The organism is Sphingobacterium lactis (assembly GCF_051951495.1).
Taxonomy (GTDB): Bacteria; Bacteroidota; Bacteroidia; order Sphingobacteriales; family Sphingobacteriaceae; genus Sphingobacterium; species Sphingobacterium lactis_A.
Genome location: NZ_JBNHAS010000002.1, coordinates 257,684 through 278,587, shown reverse-complemented (window position 1 = coordinate 278,587; position 20,904 = coordinate 257,684). Strand labels below are relative to the sequence as shown.

The window sequence follows — 20,904 nt, the reverse complement described above, 5'->3', positions numbered from 1 at the left end:
CTTCATAATACAGTATCAATAAGGGCTTCTACTTGCCAGACGGAGCCCTTTTTGATTTATAGAGTACCTTGAAAATTAGGGGCTTTTATTTTTCATAATTGGCTTATAATAATTGGTTTATTTCTTACTTATTTCAACGCCATCCTTCCCAATAGTGAATTTCGCAACACCAGTGGATTCAATTTTTTCGATAACAACCGAAATATTTTCACTCCTGTTAATCAGCCCGAAAATTTTCTCCTTTCTCATCTCAGCATCCTTAAATGTATACTTGATGTTGTACCATTTCGCTATTTTGAGCATAGCGGATTCTAAAGTCTCATTATCAAATAAAAACAATCCATTTTTCCAGGCAATGGCGTCTTCTGCATTTACTTGGTTAACCTCTAATCCTGTTGTTGATAAAGCAAGTTCTTGCTGTGGTTTAAGATGACTGACCCCTTGATCAGTGACAATTTTTACACTCCCAGAAAGAAGTGTTGTTTTATTTACTTGTTGCTCACTATAATTCGAAACATTAAACTTCGTCCCCAAAACATAAATCTGCTGTTTGCTTGTTTTTACGATGAAGGGTTTTTCATCATGTTCCACCTCAAAATAGGCTTCTCCTTCTAATTCAACGGTTCTTGTTTTCGCTTCAAATTGCTTTGGATACTTTAATGTTGTCCCTGCATTTAACCACACCTTAGTACCATCTTCCAAAGACACTTGATATTGTCCGGCATTTGGTGTTTGCAAGGTCAGAATAGCATGCGGATTATCAACCTGATCAGTAGAAACCTGACTTCCATCAAGATATTTTATATGGTCTCCCATTTGTATTCCGGCATGAGCAGAACTTAAGTCTACACGTTCACCATTTTCCAAAATTAATTGAGCACTATTAGTCCCCGCTTTATAATCATAGCCTTCTGTGGTTACAATTCTATTGGTGACTTCAGCCCTTTCACTTTTATAATACGTTCTAATCCCAAAGGCAATAAAAATTAATATAACAGCAGCAATACTATAGGACCATGCAGTTTGCCATATTGATTGCTTATCATCATTGATATAGCCAGAGTCTTCCATCAATCTATAAAGCATTCTAGCTTTAACCGTATTCTCCTCTTCTGGATATTCGTTATCCTGCTCGGCAATAGAATAATACCAAGACATCAGCTCCTCTCTTTCTGAAGCTGTTATGTTTCCTGATTGAAAAGCGTTAATTAACTTATTTAAGCGTTGGCTATTCATTTCCTTAGGTCTTTATTATACGGAGTCATGAAAAAGAAAAAACCCTACATCATAAAAAACAATTATTTTTTGGAAAGTCTGATTACGCTATTTATGTAGGTATTTGTTGATAAATTCGATAGATATCAACAGAAGAAGGCCATCTTCTGTCATGCGCTTTTTTATAAATTTAATGGCTCGAGTTAAATTAGCCTCGACACCTTTCTCGGAAATATGAAGAATATCTGCAATTTCCTTGTTTTTCATACCTTCAAAACGACTCAACTTAAAGGTCAGCTGACATTTGTCGGGCATGGTACTTAGAACTTCCTGAATGTATTCTTCAAGGAATATTTTATCGATTATAGCCTCTCCATCTAATACATTGTCGACCTCTAAATTTTTGGCTATTAATTCTTCTCTGTTTTTCCCCTTTCGGTAATAATTGAATATCGAAAATTTAATGGATGTCATCAGAAAACCTGGAATATTAACAATTTGCTGACTACTTCTATTATCCCATAGTTTCATAAAAACCTCATGAACTATATCTTCAGACAGTTCAATATCCTTCGTATGGTTCCAAGCATGCATTAAGAGCTTCTTCCAATATTTATCGTATATCCCAGCAAAAGCCAAGTGATCTCCTTCACTCAATCTCTCTAAAATCTCGGACTCATTGCTGAAAGGTATGATGGACATTATTAGACTATAATTTGGCTTATGTTAAAGCAAGTATAATTAATTATAGTAAAATATACAATTGTTAATTAATTTGACAAGCTCTGTTTATAGGTTAACAAAAAGAGTATCAAGCGAGGAATTCTTGGTCTGGAGTATGAGGTGTGGGTTAGAGGTGTGGAATGTGGAGTGAGCGGTCGAAGCATGCTTCGACCCTACTGTTATGGTAGTAAAAAATAAAAAAATTACGAACGTCTGTAGGGGCGATGCATGCATCGCCCGCATAAAATAGAATCAAATTAATCTTTATGAAACTATTTGATTTAAAAAAACGGGCGGACATTCCGTTCGTTCTCGTCGGGGATAAATCCCCTTCCCTCGAACTCACTCAGTACCGCCCCTACCTTACGTGCTATCTAGATAGTTTGTTCTTAGGTGATTAGTAGCACCTATGCGTAAGGGATTGTTTGCTGGAAATTATTAACGGTCGAAGCATGCTTCGACCCTACTGTTATGGTGGTAAAAAATAAAAAATTACGAACATCTGTAGGGGCGTTGCATGCATCGCCCGCCCATTAACAAACTAAAAAACTTCATAGTTTAAAGATCTTCCACTTTCGGTGGAAGATGACGAGCGAAAGGGGGATGAATTGAGACTCTTCGCGTTGCTCTGAGTTGTAAATAACGAATTTGGTGTCCAACATAGGTCTATTTACTAAATACTTTCTACTATATACTGCCCATTGGGCTCAGGCTCTTCGCTTCGTTCTGAGTTGTAAGTGACGTGATATCTATCCCGCCAATAGGTCTAAATACTCCGTACTATATACTTAATACTGCCCATTGGGCTATGTCTTTTGTCTGTAGTCTCATCGTCTCTCCTAAGGGTTTGCTAGGGGTTTCATTAGGGTTTGCTAGGGGTTGGATTCGAGAACCCTTCGGATCTCCTTCGGAACTTGTTCGGATCTTCTTCGGATCTCGTTCGGTTCCGACCGAACGAGATCCGAAGGAGATCCCTATCAGATCCTTAACAATTCCCTAAGCGTACCGACTCCAACACGAACCAAATACGAGTTCAATACGACCACAACATAACCGAATTCACTTGCTCGTTGAATCCAAAAGAATATTTAAGAGAATGGTTATTTATAGATGAGCACTTCGATTTTTCCATCAGCAGTAACTGTACCACGGTACATGCCTTCAGTATTGAATGGCATGGCAACTTGGCCATTTTTATCTATGGCAATCATACCACCGTCGCCTCCCATTTTTCCTATTTCGTCGATGGCCTCTTGGCTAGCTTGTTTGAGTGGTAGTTGACCGTATTTCATTTTCGCGGAAACATTAAATGCCGCTGCGGTACGGATATAATATTCGCCCCAGCCGGTACAAGAGATCGCCACAGTTTCATTGTCAGCATAAGTTCCAGCACCAATAATAGGCGAATCACCTACACGTCCAAATTTCTTGTTGGTCATGCCGCCAGTTGAAGTGCCTGCTGCTAAATTACCTTGCTTATCAAGTGCAACACAACCTACGGTTCCAAATTTCTCATCCTTAAATACTGGAGGCAGTTGGCTTTGTTGTGCATCATGGTCTAATTCCATGCGTTCCTTATCGCGTTCAAGTGCTTTTTGCAGACCATCCCATCGAGATTGTGTCCAGAAGTATTTGGGATCTACGATTTCCAAGCCTTGTTTTTGAGCAAATTCCTCAGCGCCTTTGCTGATCAACATGACGTGCTCTGTCTTTTCCATCACAGCTCTAGCGGCTTTTATGGGGTTCTTGACATTAGTTACTCCGGCAACAGCACCCGCTTTGCGGTTCTTCCCATCCATGATCGAGGCATCCAATTCATTTTTCCCTTGATTGGTAAATACAGCACCCTTTCCAGCATTGAAAAGTGGGGAGTTTTCCATCACCTCAATGGCAGCAACTACCGCATCCAAACTTGTTTTGCCGGCTTTAATCTGATCATAGCCTTTTTGCAATGCCTCGGTTAAGGCTTCAACATAGGCCTTTTCCATCGCTTCCGACATGTTTTTCTTGAGAATGGTTCCTGCTCCACCGTGAATGGCTAATACATAGCTTGAACCATTTGCAGTTTGGGCGTGACTGGATTTTATACTGCTCATCATCGTAAAAATCAATAAAATTAAACTGATGCTTTTCATAAAATAGAGGCTTTATACAAACATACTCAATATTGCCTTAAAAAAATAGACCGGTCCTTTGCAGAACCGGTCTATGCTATATGAATAGTTAGTGATTTATTACTTCTTGGTTACTGTTAATACACCTTTGGTATTTCCGGCGGATAAATCAACAATAAACTCATAAGTAGCACCTTGTTCTAAGGTTTTACCAGCAACCAGACCTAGGTTACCAGGGTCACGGCCATTTTTACCATTACCTACAAAAACAATATCGCTTGTCGTCGTCAAATCATCTTTTATTTCCCCACCCCAGTTTTTCTGGTGGAAGAATTTGAAATTGATGTTATCAGCTTTAATGGATTTACCGGCAACTACAGTAACACGGTATTTCTTGCCACCAATTGGCGCCACACAAATCGCATTTTCAGGGGACCAGCCAACTTGGCTACTCGCTACATCCGGTTTACCGATACCTTCTCCGATAATCCAGATTGCTCCAGTTCCATCAGCATTTAAGGTCGCCAGGTTATTGCCGCTCATTGCTTCTGCATAAATGTATTTCTTTTCGAAATTGGCATAGAAACGATATTTACCAGTCAAAGCATTGAAGGAGAATTTAGATCCATCCTTACGGACAAAATCACCATCAACCGTCCAAGTAGCCACATCCTCAATTCCATCAATAACAATTTCCTTATCTTTTTCGATCTGCAGATCTACACTGTATAAATTATCGTTGATCTGCTTCATTCCTTCACCATTAAAAGCATAGCCAATAATAAATGGAGCAGCTTCATAAGTCAAGGTATTGAAGGAAATAGTATATACACCAGAAACCGAGTTGGAAAAAGGAATGTTTTGTGTAATTCCCTGAGTCACTGCCTCACTCTCCCAACCAAAGTTGATGACATTACCATTCGCGCCAAATTTTGGTGCTTCCAGATAGCCACTTACCTTGAAAGGAAGGTTTTCGGTCAACTCATATTTATTCAAGGCAACACGATTCATTTTATAGGTTTTCGTTGCAGTTACCAAGTTGATAAATGGAAAATCAGGTCTGGTAATCGCTACTTCCTGTTCCAATTCCTTCTTCACGAGCTCAACGTTCTCTAAGGTAAACTTCAGTGCAGCTGTACCATTAGGAATGTTCTTCAATAAGGGAACAAATAGTTTTCCTGAGTAATCCGCATAATACTTGGTACGGATTATTTTTTCGGCAACCACTTCACCTGAGAAAAGTAATTGCGCTTTCAATGTCGACAAGGCTACCCCTTGATCCTTAACATTGACCGTAAATTGCAAGCTATCTCCCATAAAGGATGCTGTAGGAGCGGTTTTCACCTCAATAGTTGGGGATCCTCCTCCGATAGCCACAATAAACTCATCCTCCTTACACGAATACAACAGTGTAAAAAGACATAATAAGGCGGTATAATTGATTAGTTTTTTCATTTTTTCCAAGTATAAGAGACTACGGAATTTGCAGGGATTTCATAACCGAAGTTATTTTTTCCATCCTCCAAGACAATGCGTGTAGCCGATCCAGAATCATTTGTAATTACAAAAGCGTAGGAGTTATCGGTGTTTTTAAAGGCGGCATAAGTCAGTCCATTACCTTTAAAGCCCTCTGTACCTATGCGTACGGCACCAGGTTTAACAACCGATGAAAGATGCCCGATGATGTAGTAGTGAGAATTTTTACGGATGGTTTTATAATCGGATTTGCTGATATCTACTGCACCATAACAAGTTTGGCAACCACCCTCACGGTTAGGCCCTTTCTCCGAGTCTAACATCAAGTTCCAAACAATGACTGCCTTGCTGTAATTATTCACTGTACCTAAAGCCACTTCTCGCATATCTTCTGTCAGGCGTTTTCCCAACACATTACCATCATTCCAAGTACCGATAGAGGTCTCGGTAAAGACAATATCCTTCTGTGGTGCCTTTTGGTGAATATCCAATAACTCTGCTTTATCCCCACCGTAGTTATGGTAAGCAGCACCGGCAAAGAAAGCTGCTGCTGCAGGATCCTCATAAATCTTGATCGGGTAATCTTGCTGATCCGGCATATCGTCATAATTGTAATTATGGTCAAATGCATAGATTTTAGTGCTTAAACCAGCAGCTTTGATTTTTGGACCTAAAGCGTTCTTTACAAAAGCCTGTTGCTCGGGCCAAAACATCAACATGGATGCCGAGTTCTTATCGTTCAAGGGTTCGTTCTGCGGTGTAATGGAATAGATATTAATACCTTCTGCAGCCATTGCCTGAATCCATTTCACAAAATAAGTTGCATAATCCTGGTAGTATTTCGGGTTTAAATGACCTGCAGTCCAAGAATTAAATGGTTGTAGGTCGGTCAAGTTATTAACCTTCATCCACATGGGTGGTGTCCATGGGGAACCCATAATCTTGATGGTCGGATTAATAGCAATAATCTCCTTCAAAACAGGGATTACATATTTCAACTCTTCTTCTTGAAGGGCGAAATTTTCAATTCCGGGTTTATCCGCAAGGGAATATTCAGACAGGGAGAAGTCAGAACAACCAATTGCGATACGGATATAGCTTTGTCCCATTCCCTCAGTTGGAGAAAAGGTTTCTTTTAAAAACTTAGCCCGATCGGCACTGGTCATTTTTAACAGGTTATAGGCGGTAGAACCTGTAATAGCAGAACCAAAGCCATCCATGGTTTGGTATTTGGTGTTCTCCAATAGCTTTATGGTCTGCGAGGACATATTGCTGGTCTTATTGAAATTCACAAAAGACTTTTTGAAATCATGACTTAAGGATCCCGTAGTTGTGTAGATCATTACATCGCCTGAGGTTGGTCCTACAGGAACAACAGGTTCACCTCCATTGCCTACATTGTCATTGCCACAAGCGGTGAATACGCTGGAGAATATGCTTACTGCTAAAATATATTTCTTAAAGTTCATACGTCAAAAGTTTAGTATCCTAGGTTTTGTTTGATTTTAGGATTTTGGTCAATAATAGCTTGCGGAATAGGCAGGCGATAGGAATTTTCATTGAATTGATACACTTGGGCTTTACGTCCTGAATCCTTAGCATAAACGGCATTCATAACCGATTCTACTTTGTTCAGACGAACTAAATCAAACCAACGCTGTCCTTCAAAGGCCAATTCTAAACGGCGCTCTTTTAATAAAGCTTCCAGCATCGACTCTTTGCTAGCCTTTGCAGCAGCAGTGAGAACAGGTAGTTTTACCCTCGTGCGTACCTTATCAATAATTTCGGCAGCAGCCGGTAAATTCGGTGCATCACGCATGATCAAAGCTTCTGCTTTTAACAACAGAATATCAGCATAACGGAATTTGATAATATTACTAAACGCCGAACGGGTCTTGTACATGAATGGATAATTGTTGGAAGGGTAATAATTACTCCATTTTGCTTGGTAATACACTATGGATTCGGTGTATCGAATATTATCTGCTTCCGTAGTAAATGCCTTGATTAAATCACGAGACGGGGTTACCCATTTTGCCCAATCAAAAGCATTGTTATAATTGGAAAGATCACGACCGAACATCCAAGTTACCCAGTTGCCATTACCACTAAAGAATTGTGTTTCGAGGATACTTTCTTTTGAATTACGTTTCTTGGCATCGGCAGTACCTTCCAATACTCCGAAAAGGTCGCGGTAGTCTGCCTCCAAATCAAAACCTTCTGTTGCCAATTCATCAGCATATTGAATCACTTTTGCGTAGTCACGTAAAGGTTTTTCAGCATATACCTTAGCAAGAAGTGCTTTTGCCACTGATTTACTGAACTTTGTTTTATTCGCCGGATTATTAGCTGGCGCATCAGCAATCGCATCTAACAAATCTTTTTCAATTTGTTGATAGGCTTCTTTCTCTGGTTTTTGATCTGGAAAGTAATCATCATAAACATCTTCCAGATTATCTGCGGTAATATCATCCGCAACAACGGTTACAACCGGGATATCTCCCCAAGTTCGTACCATATCAAACATGACCATTGCACGGAAAATCTTCGCCTCAGCCTTATACTGCTTACGGACCGCCGCGGTTAATGAATTGTCCTTTACAGAATCAATAAAATTGATGAGGATATTAACACGAGCGATATCTTCCATAAAGCGGTTCCAATCACGCTCCATCACCGAGTTGGAGCCTTCAATCGCATTTGATTCATAAGGTACAACCTCAGCACCGGTTGTTCCGGCATAAGCATTATCCGAGTGGGATTCTGCAACCAATAATTTATCCAAATACCAGTGTTCTTGACGATCACGCATTTGGTTATATATGCCCGTCATGGCACTTTCTACTGCCGCACGGTCTTTAAACACTTCTCCTTTTCCTTCCTCATCAATCCCCTCGGTAACATCAGAAAAGTCCGAAAGAGGATCTTTATCCAATGAACAGCTCGTTATGATGCCCAACAGCAGCATAAGGAACAGACTATTTATAAAATTTCTTTTCATGGCTTTCATTATTAAATCCTAAAACTCGACACTTACTCCTAAAACCAAGGCTTTACTTTGCGGATAGGTTCCCCAATCTACACCCTGTACACCACCATAGCCACCCCACTGGTTAACCTCCGGATCAATACCTGTGTACTTCGTAAGAGTCAACAAGTTACTTGCCGATACAAATGGTTGTAATTTATTCACCCCAATTCTACTTAAGACTGCTCCTTTGATGTTGTAGGACAAGGAGATGTTTTTCAAACGTAGGTAGCTTCCATCTTCAATAAAATACGTGGAGTTCAACATGTTATATCCTGCTTTAGGCACTTCGGTAACTTGACCAGGTACGCGCCATCTTTGTAATACTCGGGTTGATTGGTTTTTACCGTCATACATCCCTTCTGTGTCCATACGGGAAGCATTGAAAATATCATTGCCTTGAGATCCTTGAATGAAAATATTTAGGTTAAATCCTTTGTAGCTAAGGCTATTGTTAAATCCATAAGTAAACTTCGGATTCGGATCTCCGATAATGGTACGGTCAGAAGAGGAAATACGTCCATCACCGTTGATATCTCTATAGTTCATATCACCTGTCTCTGGATTTACACCTTCTGCAATATAGCCGTAGAAAGTTCCCATCGGGTTTCCTGGAGAATTGCGCACTGCGTAATCATTCACATAGTCCACAGTTTTCGCATCCGGGTAGAATGCTTGTGTAGCTAATTTCTCTAGTTTATTCTTATTGAAGGAAATATTGAAAGTAGATTTCCAAGTCAAAGGTCCACGTAGGTTATCGGTATTGATGTTCACTTCAAATCCTCGATTGGACATTTCGCCTTCATTACGTGTAATGGAGTTCAGCTGACCGGCACCAGGAATATTTACGGTTGTCAAAAGACCGGTAGTTAGCTTGTAGTAATAATCCAGGTTCACCGTAACACGATTGTCAAATCCGGTAAAATCTAGACCTACCCCTGTTTGCGTGGTGGTTTCCCAAGTTAAGTCCTTGGTTCTTAAGTTCGCTGGTGATATGGTTACAACGGAATTCTCTTTTCCTTCCTCAAACCAAGGAACGCGGGTAATGTTGTATCGTTGTAGATAACTATAGTCATGAATTCCGGACTGATTTGCTGTTTTACCCCATCCTCCACGAATTTTCAGGTCATTAACCCAGGTGACATCTTTCATGAAATCTTCTGCCGAAGGACGCCAAGCGGCGGAGAAAGAAGGGAAGCCTGCCCAACGGTGATTTGGATGCAATCTGGATGAACCATCTGCACGCATATTGACCGTGATCAAGTATTTGCTATCGTAGTTATAAGCAAGACGGCTGAAATAGGATAATACGGCCCATTCAGAAGCACCTGTGCCAGTGCCTGTCCAGGAGATTTTATTAGCAGCATTTAATGTCTCTATTTGATCAGACCGGAAATGAGAACCATTAATCCAACTGTTCATGTATTTGGAATCACTCCAAGAAGTACCTCCCATTACCAAGACATTGTGTTTACCAAAATCTTTATTGTAGGTCAACACATTATCAAAGGTCATTACGGTATTCATCGCTCTGGTATCCGAAGCTTCACCGTATTGGTTCCTGCCCCAAGATGTGGATAATGGATCCAAGAATGTAGTAGAAAGGGTATTTCGACGATCGAAGGCAATGGAAGTTTTAAAATTCAATTCTGGAAGAATATGAATTGTTCCACTTCCTGCTGCTAAGATTCTGTTTTCACGGTTTTTGTTTTTGGCTGTTCTAGCCATGTTCTCAATGGGGCTAGTCAGGTTTAAACCGTAGAAGTCATTGTAATATTGACCTGCATTGAAAGCATCCCAAATAGGCGCATAGGTTGGCGTATTGATTGTTGCTAGCACGACACCACCACGGTTTGAACCCGTACCCGAGATAATATCATTGCCGTTATAGTCAGCATAGGATACATTGGCGTTCACCGTTAACCAATCGCGTACTTTATTTTCAATATTTGCACGGAAGTTATAACGCTTATAGAAAGCAGTATTGATAATTCCTTTATCGTTGACATATCCACCTGAAAGGTAGTATTTCAAGCGTTCTGTACCATCGGAAATAGCAACTTGATAATCCTGGGTAACACCATTCTGAAAGGTTTCATCAAACCAATTGGTTTGATCGGTCAGGTTATCCGGTAAGCTGATGATTCCGATTTCATCCATTAAATCCTTGTACTGTGCGGTATTCAATGGATCCAATACAGAAGTCACTCGGTTATGGGTAGCCAAGGCATTGAAGTTTATTTTTGGATTATTTGTTTTTCCACGTTTGGTGGTAATTAACACAACCCCATTAGCTGCTCTGGAACCGTAGATAGCGGCTGAGGAGGCATCTTTCATGATTTGAATGTCAGCAATATCGGATGGTGCTAGGAAGTTGATGTTATCCACTGGCACATCATCGACCACATATAATGGGGCATTGCTTCCATTAAAGGAGGTTGTACCGCGGATACGGATAGATGTCTCACCGCCTGGTTTACCGTTTGGCTGCGTGACAGATACCCCTGCTGCTTTACCTTGAATTGCTTGGTTGGCATTGACAATAGGTCTCTCCTCCATATCATCGAGCGATACGGAAGATATAGCCGTGGTCACATCCTTTCGCTTAACAGCGCCATATCCGATGACCACGATTCCTTCTAAAGCCGTACTCGATGCTTGCATGGAAATGGTCATTTCCTCTGATTTGGCAATCACTTCCTGGCTGTTGTAGCCTACGAAAGTAATACGAAGTTTAGAATTTGAGGGAACATTCGCCAAGGTGAATTGTCCATCAACATTGGTTGAGGTGGCTGAAGAACCACCTACTAAGTGAACCGAAGCCCCAGCTATCGGCGCGCTTGTGGATGCATCAATTACTCTTCCGTTGACCGTTAGGTTTGTCTGGGCATAGGTGTCGCCAAAACTTAAGGTAAAAAGAATAAGCAAAAGACCATAGGTTACTCTGGTAAAAAGTTTCATAAGGACTTATAGGGTTATAATTTAAAATGATTCAGGTAGATCCTGTTCTCACTCTAACAAAGTTAAGCATGGAATTAGCCTATATTACGAAATCATAAGGTAAGAAAACAAAAAAGTAAACCAGGTAAAGCTAAAAACACTACATATCAACGCTATAGCATTAATAATTTTAAAAAAAAGTAAAGTATTTTAGGCTTAAATACTAGGTTTTCCAATCTCTTTGATGCGTTCATCAAAGTCTTCTTTGGATCCAACAACCTTATTTTTCACTTTGACACGGTAGTTGTAAACTGTCCTTAGGGAGTAGCGTAGGAAGCGTGCAATTTTAGTGGAATCGGAAATTCCCAAGCGAATAAGGGCAAAGATCCGGAGCTCTGAATTGAGGAGTTCATCCGGCTTTAAGGTTATCTGTTCTTCCGGTTTTAGTAGTTTATTGAACTCATGGATAAAGGTCGGATAGAGACTGAGAAAGATCACATCGAAATTATGGTAAAGATCATCCAGCTCTGTCTTGATGTAGTCTTGAGATTTTAATTCCTTATTCAGCTCATCGTATTGTTTGTTCGACAATTTCTTGAGCATACTTTTCCGATTATGATCCAACTTATCGATGTAAGAAGAGCAGAGTTCAAAGAATTGAGCCATATACTCTTCCTTGATCAGGTTAGTTTCCTGAAGATCTTTATTCACTTTAAGCAGCTCTGCATTCAGCAATTGTAATTCCTGATTGACATCACTGACATGCTTTCTTGCTTTCTTGATGTGCTTCATTTGCAAATAAACAATAATCAACACCAGAAGTAGAAGAAAGGACATAATACTAATCGTATATAAGAAACCGGTTAATTGTTTCTTACGGGCTTGTTCTTTCTCTTGGAAGGCAGAATTGATAATGGGGTAAAATGAGGAATTCTCAATGGTTCTATATCGCACATTACAGAACAAGGCATCATCTAAGGCCTCCTGAATATAGATATAAGCCTTATCAATATCGTTTTTCTCAAAATAGACTAAGGCTAAACTCTGTAAGGAAGCGTTGTCTTTTACGGAGTTTTTGATATCAGTAATGGCCGACATGGCAAAATAATAGATTTGCTTCTCTCGATCAGACCTGCTTTTGTGGACTATCCCCAATAAGTAGGCTATTACAGCACGTTCGTGCTGGGGCTCTTTGTATTCTTCGAGCAATTGTAGAAGTTCTGCTTCAGCCTTATCCTGGTTATTACTGAATACATTTCTTGTCGCCAATATAAGACGGTAATCAACCGAGTTCTTCGGAATAACAGCGAGTAAGGAATCCCGATATATCTCGCTTCTTGTAAAGTATTCGATGTAGTTGGTACTCTGACCATAGTGCGAATAGAAGTCTGAATAGGTGCGGTAATAATCGGCTAAAAGCTCTGTTTCAAGACCATTACGGGGAATTCCTTTGAGGATATCATTGGATTCGATGAATCGACCAGCTGAGGAATACAAGCCAGCAAGCTGAATGGCAGATTGGTTATGTTTGAATTTATCCTGCAGGTCATTGGCAATCTTCAGGTTGAGATTGACATAGTAAATCGCCGAGTCCATTTGGTAGGTCCTGAATTCCTCATAGAGCTTGGTATACAGTTTATATCGGTTCTCAGGTTCTACATTATTATGGAGTCGCTGTTTCGTTTGAAAGATTTCACGAAGTTTAATGCGTTCAAATTCAAGTTTGCGAGCTAGGGTATTTTGCAATTCTTTTTCCACGGAATCCACAGCAAGGCGATTATCAACTTGGTTCGCCAAGGCAAACTGACACAAGGCCAATAGCATTCCTAGAAAAACTGTTCGCAAAAACATAATAAAGGTTATGGTTTAATCTTCCTCTTTCTCTGCATCCCACCAGTCGCTCTTGAGGTCATCAATTTCACGACGGTCTTTTTTAGTTGGTCTACCTGTACCCCGATCACGCTTCAATATTGGTGCGTGGAATACAGATTTGAAACCATAGGTTTCTTCTACTGGCGTTCTATCTTCGTAAAACTGTACTGCGGTTTTAGCATCGGAACGACGCTCCAATAATCCAGTTACATAAATCAATTTACGCTCAATTCCTTTCTGTACGGAATATTCATCCCCTACTTTCACAATAGCGGAAGGTTTCACATTTTGCCCGTTCAATTTCACCTTTCCGGCCTTACAAGCCTCTGTAGCTAAACTGCGGGTCTTGAAAATGCGAATTGCCCATAAGTATTTGTCTATCCGTAATTTCTCTTTCACTTCTGCCATAAGACCAAAAATAAGCATTATTCTCAATTTTAGCCTCTGCATGACCGCAGTTGTCATCAAAAATCTCCATATTTGTGTCCTATAAAATATAAGTTCAATAAACATGATGACAGAAATCAACAACTTAAAAAAACTCGTAGAAGAAGCTTGGGAAAACAGACAATTACTAGAATATAAAGAATATTTTGAAGCCATTTCCTTTGTTATCCAGATGTTGGATGAAGGAGATCTACGTGTAGCAGAGCCAGTTGGCGAGCGTTGGCATGTGAATGACTGGATTAAGAAAGCCGTAATTCTTTATTTCCCTATCCGTGGTATGAAAGAGATCAAAAACGATCCATTCGTTTACCACGATAAAATGAAATTAAAGACCAACTATAAAGAAATTGGTGTTCGCGTAGTTCCTGGTGCATCTGCACGTTACGGAGCATACTTAGCAAAAGGGGTTATTATGATGCCTTCTTATGTTAATATCGGCGCTTATGTAGATGAAGGTACGATGGTTGACACTTGGGCTACTGTAGGTTCATGTGCGCAAATCGGTAAGAATGTTCACCTAAGTGGTGGTGTTGGTATCGGTGGTGTATTGGAACCTGTTCAGGCATCTCCAGTTATTATTGAAGATAACGTATTCGTGGGTTCTAGAGCAATTGTTGTAGAAGGTATCCGTGTAGAAGAAGAAGCTGTATTAGGAGCAAATGTCGTATTGACCGCATCTACTAAAATTATCGATGTATCGGGACCTGAGCCTATTGAATACAAAGGATATGTACCTGCTCGTTCAGTTGTTATTCCAGGATCTTACAGCAAGAAATTCCCTGCTGGTGAATACCAAGTACCATGTGCTTTGATTATCGGTCAACGTAAAGAGTCTACAGATAAAAAGACTTCTTTAAACGATGCCCTACGCGAGCATAACGTAGCAGTTTAATAAATAGAACATAAAGATTGATGCAACAACGCGTAGCCATAGATCGGGAAGACTTTAACCAAGCTTTAGAGACACTTAAAGCTGGTGGCATTATCCTATATCCCACAGATACTATTTGGGGATTAGGCTGTGATGCAACCAATCCGGATGCCGTGGAGAAGATTTTTAATCTGAAAGGTCGGGATAAAGGAAAGAGCATGATCGTCTTGCTGGGCAATGACAACCAATTGCAGAGCTATGTGCAAGAGATTCCTGATGTGGCTTATGAATTAATTGATGTTAGTGAAAAACCGCTAACCATTATCTATTCAAATGCAAAGAATCTGGCAGCGAATGTAGTTGCTGAAGATGGCTCCGTAGGAATACGAGTTGTCAATCACCCTTTTTGTGAGCAATTGATTCAACGCTTTCGCAAGCCTATCGTTTCAACATCGGCTAACTTTTCAGGACAACCATCAGCTAGAAACTTTGCTGAAATTGACCCTATTTTGATAGAATCTGTGGATTATGTTGTTAAATTTGGTCAAGATGATCTTACCGAAGGTAAAGCATCGACCATTATGAAGTTAGACCCCAGTGGTAAATTTGAGTTTATTAGAAAATAATATGAAAAAACTAATCGCCATTTTCGTGGCTGTATTTGCTGTAATCAGCGTCAGCCATGCACAACAAGCTATCACTCCAGCAAAGGTTGGTGTGAACTACGGTAAGAAGATTGATAAAAAAGGAGCAGTATCTGTTCAGCAATTGGAGAAATCCTTAGCTAAACAGGAAAACTTCAATGGTAAAATCGAAGGACAAGTTGTTCAGGTATGTACCAAGAAGGGATGTTTCCTAACGATCAAACGTGAAGGTCAAGAAGAGCCAATTATGGTTCGTTTTACCGATTATGGTTATTTCGTTCCTCAAGACTTAGTTGGTAAAACTGTCGTAGTAGAAGGAAAAGCTAAAGTAAAAGAAACTACCGTAGAATGGCAAAAGCATTATGCCGAAGATATGGGTAAAAGCAAAGAGGAAATCGCTAAAATTACCAAACCACGCAAAGACATTTCTGTAGTTGCTGATGGGGTTTTAGTTGTAAAGTAATCTTAAAAACCTTATTTTGGAGGCTGTAAATGAAAATTTACAGCCTTTTATTTTTATTAAGCCCTAGAACTTTATGTCTTTATTTCATTCAGCAGCCTGCCAGAGCATTCAAGTCAATGGTGAATTGATGGATTTCCTTAAACCAAAGGTAATGGGGATCCTTAATTTGACACCTGACTCTTTCTTCGATGGCGGACAGCATGAAGGTGTTTCAGCAGCGTTGGAGCATGCTCAGAAACTCCTGAATGAAGGTGCTGATATTTTAGATTTAGGTGCTTATTCCAGTAGGCCAGGTGCCAAAGAAATCTCCGAGCAAGAGGAACTGGATCGAATGCTTCCAGTTATTGAGGCGCTGAAAAAGGAGTATCCAGATGCTATATTATCCATTGATACCTTCCGTGCGAAAGTTGCTCGTGAAAGTATTCAAGCAGGTGCTCATATCATCAATGATATTTCTGGAGGGACATTAGATCCCAATATGTTTCAGACTGTAGCCGATTTGCAGGTTCCTTATATTTTGATGCATATGCGCGGAACTCCGTCTACCATGACGAAGCTAACGGATTATGAAGATGTAGTCAATGATGTTGCAGTACATTTAGGAAATGCTGTAGCACAACTACGTTCCTTAGGCGTAAAAGATATTATTCTGGATCCTGGTTATGGATTTGCAAAGACAGTTGCACAGAATTACGAGCTATTAATGCGTGTGGATGAATTGCATTATTTTGGACTGCCTATTTTAGGGGGGATATCCAGAAAGTCCATGCTTTACAAGAAATTAAATTTGAAACCTCAGGATGTACTTCCGGGGACTATTGCCTTAAACACCTTACTATTAGAACGCGGGGTACAAATCCTACGTGTGCATGATGTAAAAGAAGCCAAACAACTTATTGACATATTTTACTAAAAACAAGCCCTTATTTTGAAAAGAACTAGAGACATTATCACCATTGGTTTTGCCCTATTTGCCATGTTCTTCGGAGCAGGAAACTTATTATTGCCGCCATATATTGGTATTCAAATTGGCGACCACGTTCCACTGACCATCTTAGCATTCGGATTAACAGGAATCTTATTACCCTTCTTTGGGATACTTTCCATTGTCAATTCTGGTGAAGACTTCAACGATCTTGGCGATCGTGTTCATAAAAACCTTGCCCCTATATTGGGAAGCATTATTATGTTGTGTATTGGTCCAATGATTGCCATTCCGCGAACTGCGGCAACAACATTTGAGGTTGGAATTCTTCCCTCCTTCCCTGATGCAAAGCCAATCTGGACTTCCATTATCTTTTTTGCTGTTACATGGGCATTGACCATAGCACCTTCCAAAGTTGTAGATATCATCGGTAACTTCCTTACACCACTACTCTTAGTTCTTTTAATCGGGCTAATCGTAGTTGGGGTATTAAACCCAATAGCTGATTATACACATACTGATCTAAACGCCGGAGAATCTTTTACCTTAGGTTTTATTGATGGCTATCAAACCTTGGATGTTTTAGCCTCGGTTATTTTTGCCGGGATTATTATTACGGCCTCAAAAGCTAAAGGCTATAAAGACATTAAATCTAAAAACAAGGTAGTAATTGCAGCAGGTGTGCTGGCAGCAGTCTGTTTATTTATTATCTATGGTGGATTAATCTATTTGGGTGCTCGATCAGGTGTTGAGGATCCGAGCATGAAAAGATCGGAATTATTGATCTTCATCTCCAGATCCATTCTTGGACATTATGGTACCATTGCCATTGCTATCAGTATTGCGCTGGCATGTTTAACAACGGCCATTGCTTTAACTTCGGCTATTGGGACTTTCTTCTCGGATTTGACCAATAATAAATTGGGCTATAAAGTACTTGTAACACTTTGTTGTGTTTTTTCCTGTGTACTTTCCATAACCGGTGTAGATAACATCATCAGCTTTGCCTATCCAATATTGAGCTTTGTTTATCCCATCGTCATTACCTTGGTGATCTATTATGTCTTATTTGGTAAGTTGGTGAAAAGTAGGCTTCCATATTGGTTGGCTTTGGCGGGATCTACCTTAATGGCCATTGTAGGTTTGTTTAAGCAATTCAATCTGCTTTCAGCGAACATTATAGACAAATTGAATCATATTCCTTTCTTCCAATATGATCTGGGATGGGTAGTCCCTTCTATTGTATTATTTATTATCGGGATATTAATCAGTGGCCTAGGAAATAAAAATACTGAAACAGTATAATTCATCTGCTGGCTTATTCTCCTTAAGGTTATTCGAAATAATAAGCTTAACCTTTACCTCAAAAATAAGCCAGCATACCATTAATTCTAATAATTACTGGCATTATTTGCTTCGGAAGAAGGCTTATTGAATTTTATAGCAAAATTTGACTACTATCTCCTTGCCTTCTTCTCTAAACCTTCCCTTTTCTTCTTTAATTATTTACCTCGGCAAATTCTGTCTATTGATATCTTCAAGATGGTTATTTATCCTATTTAAGGTTTAAGCTGACTGGCTCCTATCCTACTAACCCACCCAAAAGTTTAATTAAAAATTGTTTTATGAGATAAATAAAATCATCCTTTCTTTTAAAACAATTGATAGTAGGGTCAAAAAATTAACGTAAAATCTCTTTCCAATCAAAATTATTGCAGGCATCACTTTTAAATGTGACGGATCAAATTGTGTAGTTAGCGTATAAAAGACATTTTTGTCTTAAATAGAAAATATAATATATATCCTCCTCACTATTTGAACGAAAAGCTATGAAAAAAGAAAAGAAACTCTGGTGGACCTTTATCCTAGTCGTCCTCCTTTCCTTTACCGTATTACTCTATTACGGTTATGAGATTTATCAAGTCTCTCCTCCTATTCCTGAACAAGTTGTTGATGAAGCTGGTGAAGTTATTTTTACAGCTGAAGACATTAAAGATGGACAAAACATTTGGCAAAGTATCGGTGGCCAGGAAGTAGGGTCCATTTGGGGACATGGGGCTTATGTAGCTCCCGATTGGACTGCTGATTGGTTACATCGGGAAGCATTACATATCCTTGATCGCTATGCACAAAAAGAATATGCCGCAAATTATGAAGAAGTAAACGACGAGAAACAAGCCTTATTGGTTACCCGTTTAAAAAACTATATCCGTAAGAACACCTACAATCCCATTACAAAAAAACTAACGATTGATGCAGATCGTGTAGATGCCTTAAAAGCTTTATCCAATTATTACAAAGGATTATTCACAGATGATCCAACATTTGATCAATTACGGAAGGATTATGCTATTCCGGTGAATTCTATTAAAGATGAGGCAAGAATGCGTAAGATGAATGCCTTCTTTTTCTGGGCAACATGGGCTACGGTTACAGAACGCCCGGGTGCCAATGTTTCCTATACCCACAATTGGCCGAATGAGAAGCTGGTAGGAAATGATGTGACCATGGATTTATTGGCTTGGTCAGGTGTAAGTATTATCCTATTGATCTTTTGCGTTGGTGCATTGGTATTATGGCAAGTAAAACAAGGCGAAGATGATGAACTGACTTATCCTTCTGAGGATCCTTTATTAAGACAAGGGATCACCCCTTCGATGCGATTGGTGAAGAAATACTTTTGGATCGTCAGCCTATTGATGATCGTCCAAGTGGGCTTGGGTATTGTCACAGCACATTATGGTGTAGAGGGTGATGGTCTTTATGGCATCCCAATCGATCAGTTCTTGCCTTATGCAGTTACTCGAACTTGGCATACACAATTGGCAATTTTCTGGATTGCTACTGCATGGTTAGCAACAGGTTTATACATTGCCCCTGCAGTTTCTGGGAAAGACCCTAAGTTCCAGGTATTCGGGGTTAATTTCCTTTTCATTGCATTATTGATCATTGTGGCAGGTTCTATGGTTGGCCAATGGTTTGGTGTGATGCAGAAGCTGAATTTGGTTGAAAACTTCTGGTTTGGTCACCAAGGTTATGAATATGTTGATTTAGGACGCTTTTGGCAGTTATTCTTATTTGTTGGATTATTTGTGTGGCTTGCTCTTATGGTAAGACCACTCCTACCAATCTTAAAAAAAGGTGGCGAAGAAAGAAATCTAATCATCATGTTTTTGATATCCTGTTCAGCAATTGCCTTATTCTATGGCGCAGGATTAATGTGGGGAAGACAAACCAATCTTGCTATTGCTGAATACTGGCGTTGGTGGGTAGTACACTTATGGGTAGAAGGATTTTTTGAAGTCTTTGCCACAGTGGTTATGGCTTTCCTATTTGTCCGTCTAGGTCTATTAAAACCGAAGAGCGCAACAGCTAGTGTCTTGTTCTCCACCATCATTTTCTTAGCTGGAGGTATATTAGGTACTTTCCACCACTTGTATTTTTCTGGGACTCCAACAGCTGTCATGGCATTAGGCGCTACTTTCAGTGCTTTAGAGGTCGTTCCATTAACCATCATTGGCTTTGAGGCCTACCATAATTACAAAGTCTCCAAAGCCACTAAATGGCTCGAGGATTACAAATGGCCAATTTACTTTTTAATATCAGTAGCTTTTTGGAATTTCTTAGGAGCCGGAGTATTTGGCTTTATCATTAACCCTCCAATTGCTTTGTATTACGTGCAAGGCTTGAACACCACTCCTCTTCATGGACATACCGCCTTGTTTGGCGTATATGGTATGCTAGGAATAGGACTGATGCTCTTTGTACTTCGCAGCTTATATAGAAATGTCAAATGGAATGACAAGTTATTACGAATAGGATTTTGGAGCTTAAATATAGGACTTTTGGGAATGGCTTTATTGAGTTTACTTCCTGTTGGGATATGGCAAGCTATTGAAAGTATCTCCAAAGGCATGTGGTATGCTCGATCTGCTGAATTAATGCAAGAACCAGGAATGGTATTCCTCAAATGGATGAGAACTCCTGGGGATGTAGTATTTGCCATCGGAATATTTGCCTGTGCCTGGTTTGTGTTTGATTTGACATTGAAGAACAAAACACCAAAAGAACCCAAACAGTAAATAACACATTTTGAGCTCATTCTGTTAATGGATTTTAACTCAAATCGCTGATTTGTCATAAAAATGTAAGTAAAATTACTTTTTTCTAGAGGTATATATCATGG

The 20,904-nt window shown here is 39.7% G+C and carries 15 protein-coding genes; 6 read left to right on the top strand and 9 right to left on the bottom strand.

The genetic code is table 11. From position 1 onward, the window contains the following. Positions 1–117 precede the first annotated feature (117 nt). The 9 genes from ACP6L2_RS08895 to ACP6L2_RS08855 all read right to left on the bottom strand — a co-directional run bounded on the left by ACP6L2_RS08895 (position 118) and on the right by ACP6L2_RS08855 (position 13,776). The gene (locus tag ACP6L2_RS08895; RefSeq protein ID WP_440508878.1) at positions 118–1,236 is read right to left on the bottom strand and encodes a FecR family protein; all 1,119 of its coding nucleotides are present in this window, start codon (positions 1,234–1,236) and stop codon (positions 118–120) included. A gap of 87 nt (positions 1,237–1,323) precedes the next feature. Continuing rightward, positions 1,324–1,917: an RNA polymerase sigma factor gene (locus ACP6L2_RS08890; RefSeq protein WP_440508877.1), complete on the bottom strand. Its 594-nt coding sequence runs from the start codon at positions 1,915–1,917 to the stop codon at positions 1,324–1,326. A 1,121-nt stretch (positions 1,918–3,038) separates the two neighbouring features. Then, positions 3,039–4,073 (bottom strand): isoaspartyl peptidase/L-asparaginase family protein, encoded by a 1,035-nt coding sequence (locus tag ACP6L2_RS08885; protein ID WP_440508876.1) that lies wholly within the window; start codon positions 4,071–4,073, stop codon positions 3,039–3,041. Positions 4,074–4,172: 99 nt separating this feature from the next. Next, complete coding sequence (locus ACP6L2_RS08880; protein ID WP_440508875.1) at positions 4,173–5,507, bottom strand: DUF5121 domain-containing protein; 1,335 nt, start codon at positions 5,505–5,507, stop codon at positions 4,173–4,175. Beyond that, entirely contained in the window at positions 5,504–6,997 is a 1,494-nt protein-coding gene (locus ACP6L2_RS08875; protein ID WP_440508874.1) for a glycoside hydrolase family 30 protein, read from the bottom strand. Before ACP6L2_RS08875 ends, ACP6L2_RS08880 begins: the two co-directional genes overlap by 4 nt. 11 nt (positions 6,998–7,008) lie before the next feature. Further along, a complete protein-coding gene (locus ACP6L2_RS08870) occupies positions 7,009–8,529 on the bottom strand; it encodes a RagB/SusD family nutrient uptake outer membrane protein (protein WP_440508873.1) in 1,521 nt (506 codons plus the stop codon). An 18-nt stretch (positions 8,530–8,547) separates the two neighbouring features. Next, entirely contained in the window at positions 8,548–11,517 is a 2,970-nt protein-coding gene (locus ACP6L2_RS08865; protein WP_440508872.1) for a SusC/RagA family TonB-linked outer membrane protein, read from the bottom strand. A gap of 195 nt (positions 11,518–11,712) precedes the next feature. Continuing rightward, entirely contained in the window at positions 11,713–13,347 is a 1,635-nt protein-coding gene (locus tag ACP6L2_RS08860) for a DUF6377 domain-containing protein (protein ID WP_440508871.1), read from the bottom strand. Positions 13,348–13,362: 15 nt separating this feature from the next. Continuing rightward, complete coding sequence (locus ACP6L2_RS08855) at positions 13,363–13,776, bottom strand: RNA-binding S4 domain-containing protein (RefSeq protein WP_344673193.1); 414 nt, start codon at positions 13,774–13,776, stop codon at positions 13,363–13,365. Between the two features lie 103 nt (positions 13,777–13,879). Here ACP6L2_RS08855 and ACP6L2_RS08850 point away from each other — a divergent pair, with 103 nt between their 5' ends. The 6 genes from ACP6L2_RS08850 to ACP6L2_RS08825 all read left to right on the top strand — a co-directional run bounded on the left by ACP6L2_RS08850 (position 13,880) and on the right by ACP6L2_RS08825 (position 20,800). Next, on the top strand, positions 13,880–14,707 hold the full coding sequence (locus ACP6L2_RS08850; RefSeq protein WP_425565264.1) for a 2,3,4,5-tetrahydropyridine-2,6-dicarboxylate N-succinyltransferase: 828 nt from the start codon (positions 13,880–13,882) through the stop codon (positions 14,705–14,707). A 20-nt stretch (positions 14,708–14,727) separates the two neighbouring features. Next, the gene (locus ACP6L2_RS08845) at positions 14,728–15,312 is read left to right on the top strand and encodes an L-threonylcarbamoyladenylate synthase (protein WP_440508870.1); all 585 of its coding nucleotides are present in this window, start codon (positions 14,728–14,730) and stop codon (positions 15,310–15,312) included. A gap of 1 nt (position 15,313) precedes the next feature. Then, complete coding sequence (locus ACP6L2_RS08840) at positions 15,314–15,793, top strand: DUF4920 domain-containing protein (protein ID WP_440508869.1); 480 nt, start codon at positions 15,314–15,316, stop codon at positions 15,791–15,793. A 73-nt stretch (positions 15,794–15,866) separates the two neighbouring features. Continuing rightward, positions 15,867–16,706 (top strand): dihydropteroate synthase, encoded by an 840-nt coding sequence (folP, locus tag ACP6L2_RS08835; RefSeq protein ID WP_440508868.1) that lies wholly within the window; start codon positions 15,867–15,869, stop codon positions 16,704–16,706. A gap of 15 nt (positions 16,707–16,721) precedes the next feature. Next, positions 16,722–18,023, top strand: coding sequence for a branched-chain amino acid transport system II carrier protein (gene brnQ, locus ACP6L2_RS08830; RefSeq protein ID WP_440508867.1), 1,302 nt, complete (start codon positions 16,722–16,724; stop codon positions 18,021–18,023). A gap of 524 nt (positions 18,024–18,547) precedes the next feature. Next, positions 18,548–20,800: a nitric-oxide reductase large subunit gene (locus tag ACP6L2_RS08825; RefSeq protein WP_440508866.1), complete on the top strand. Its 2,253-nt coding sequence runs from the start codon at positions 18,548–18,550 to the stop codon at positions 20,798–20,800. The last annotated feature ends 104 nt before the right edge of the window (positions 20,801–20,904 follow it).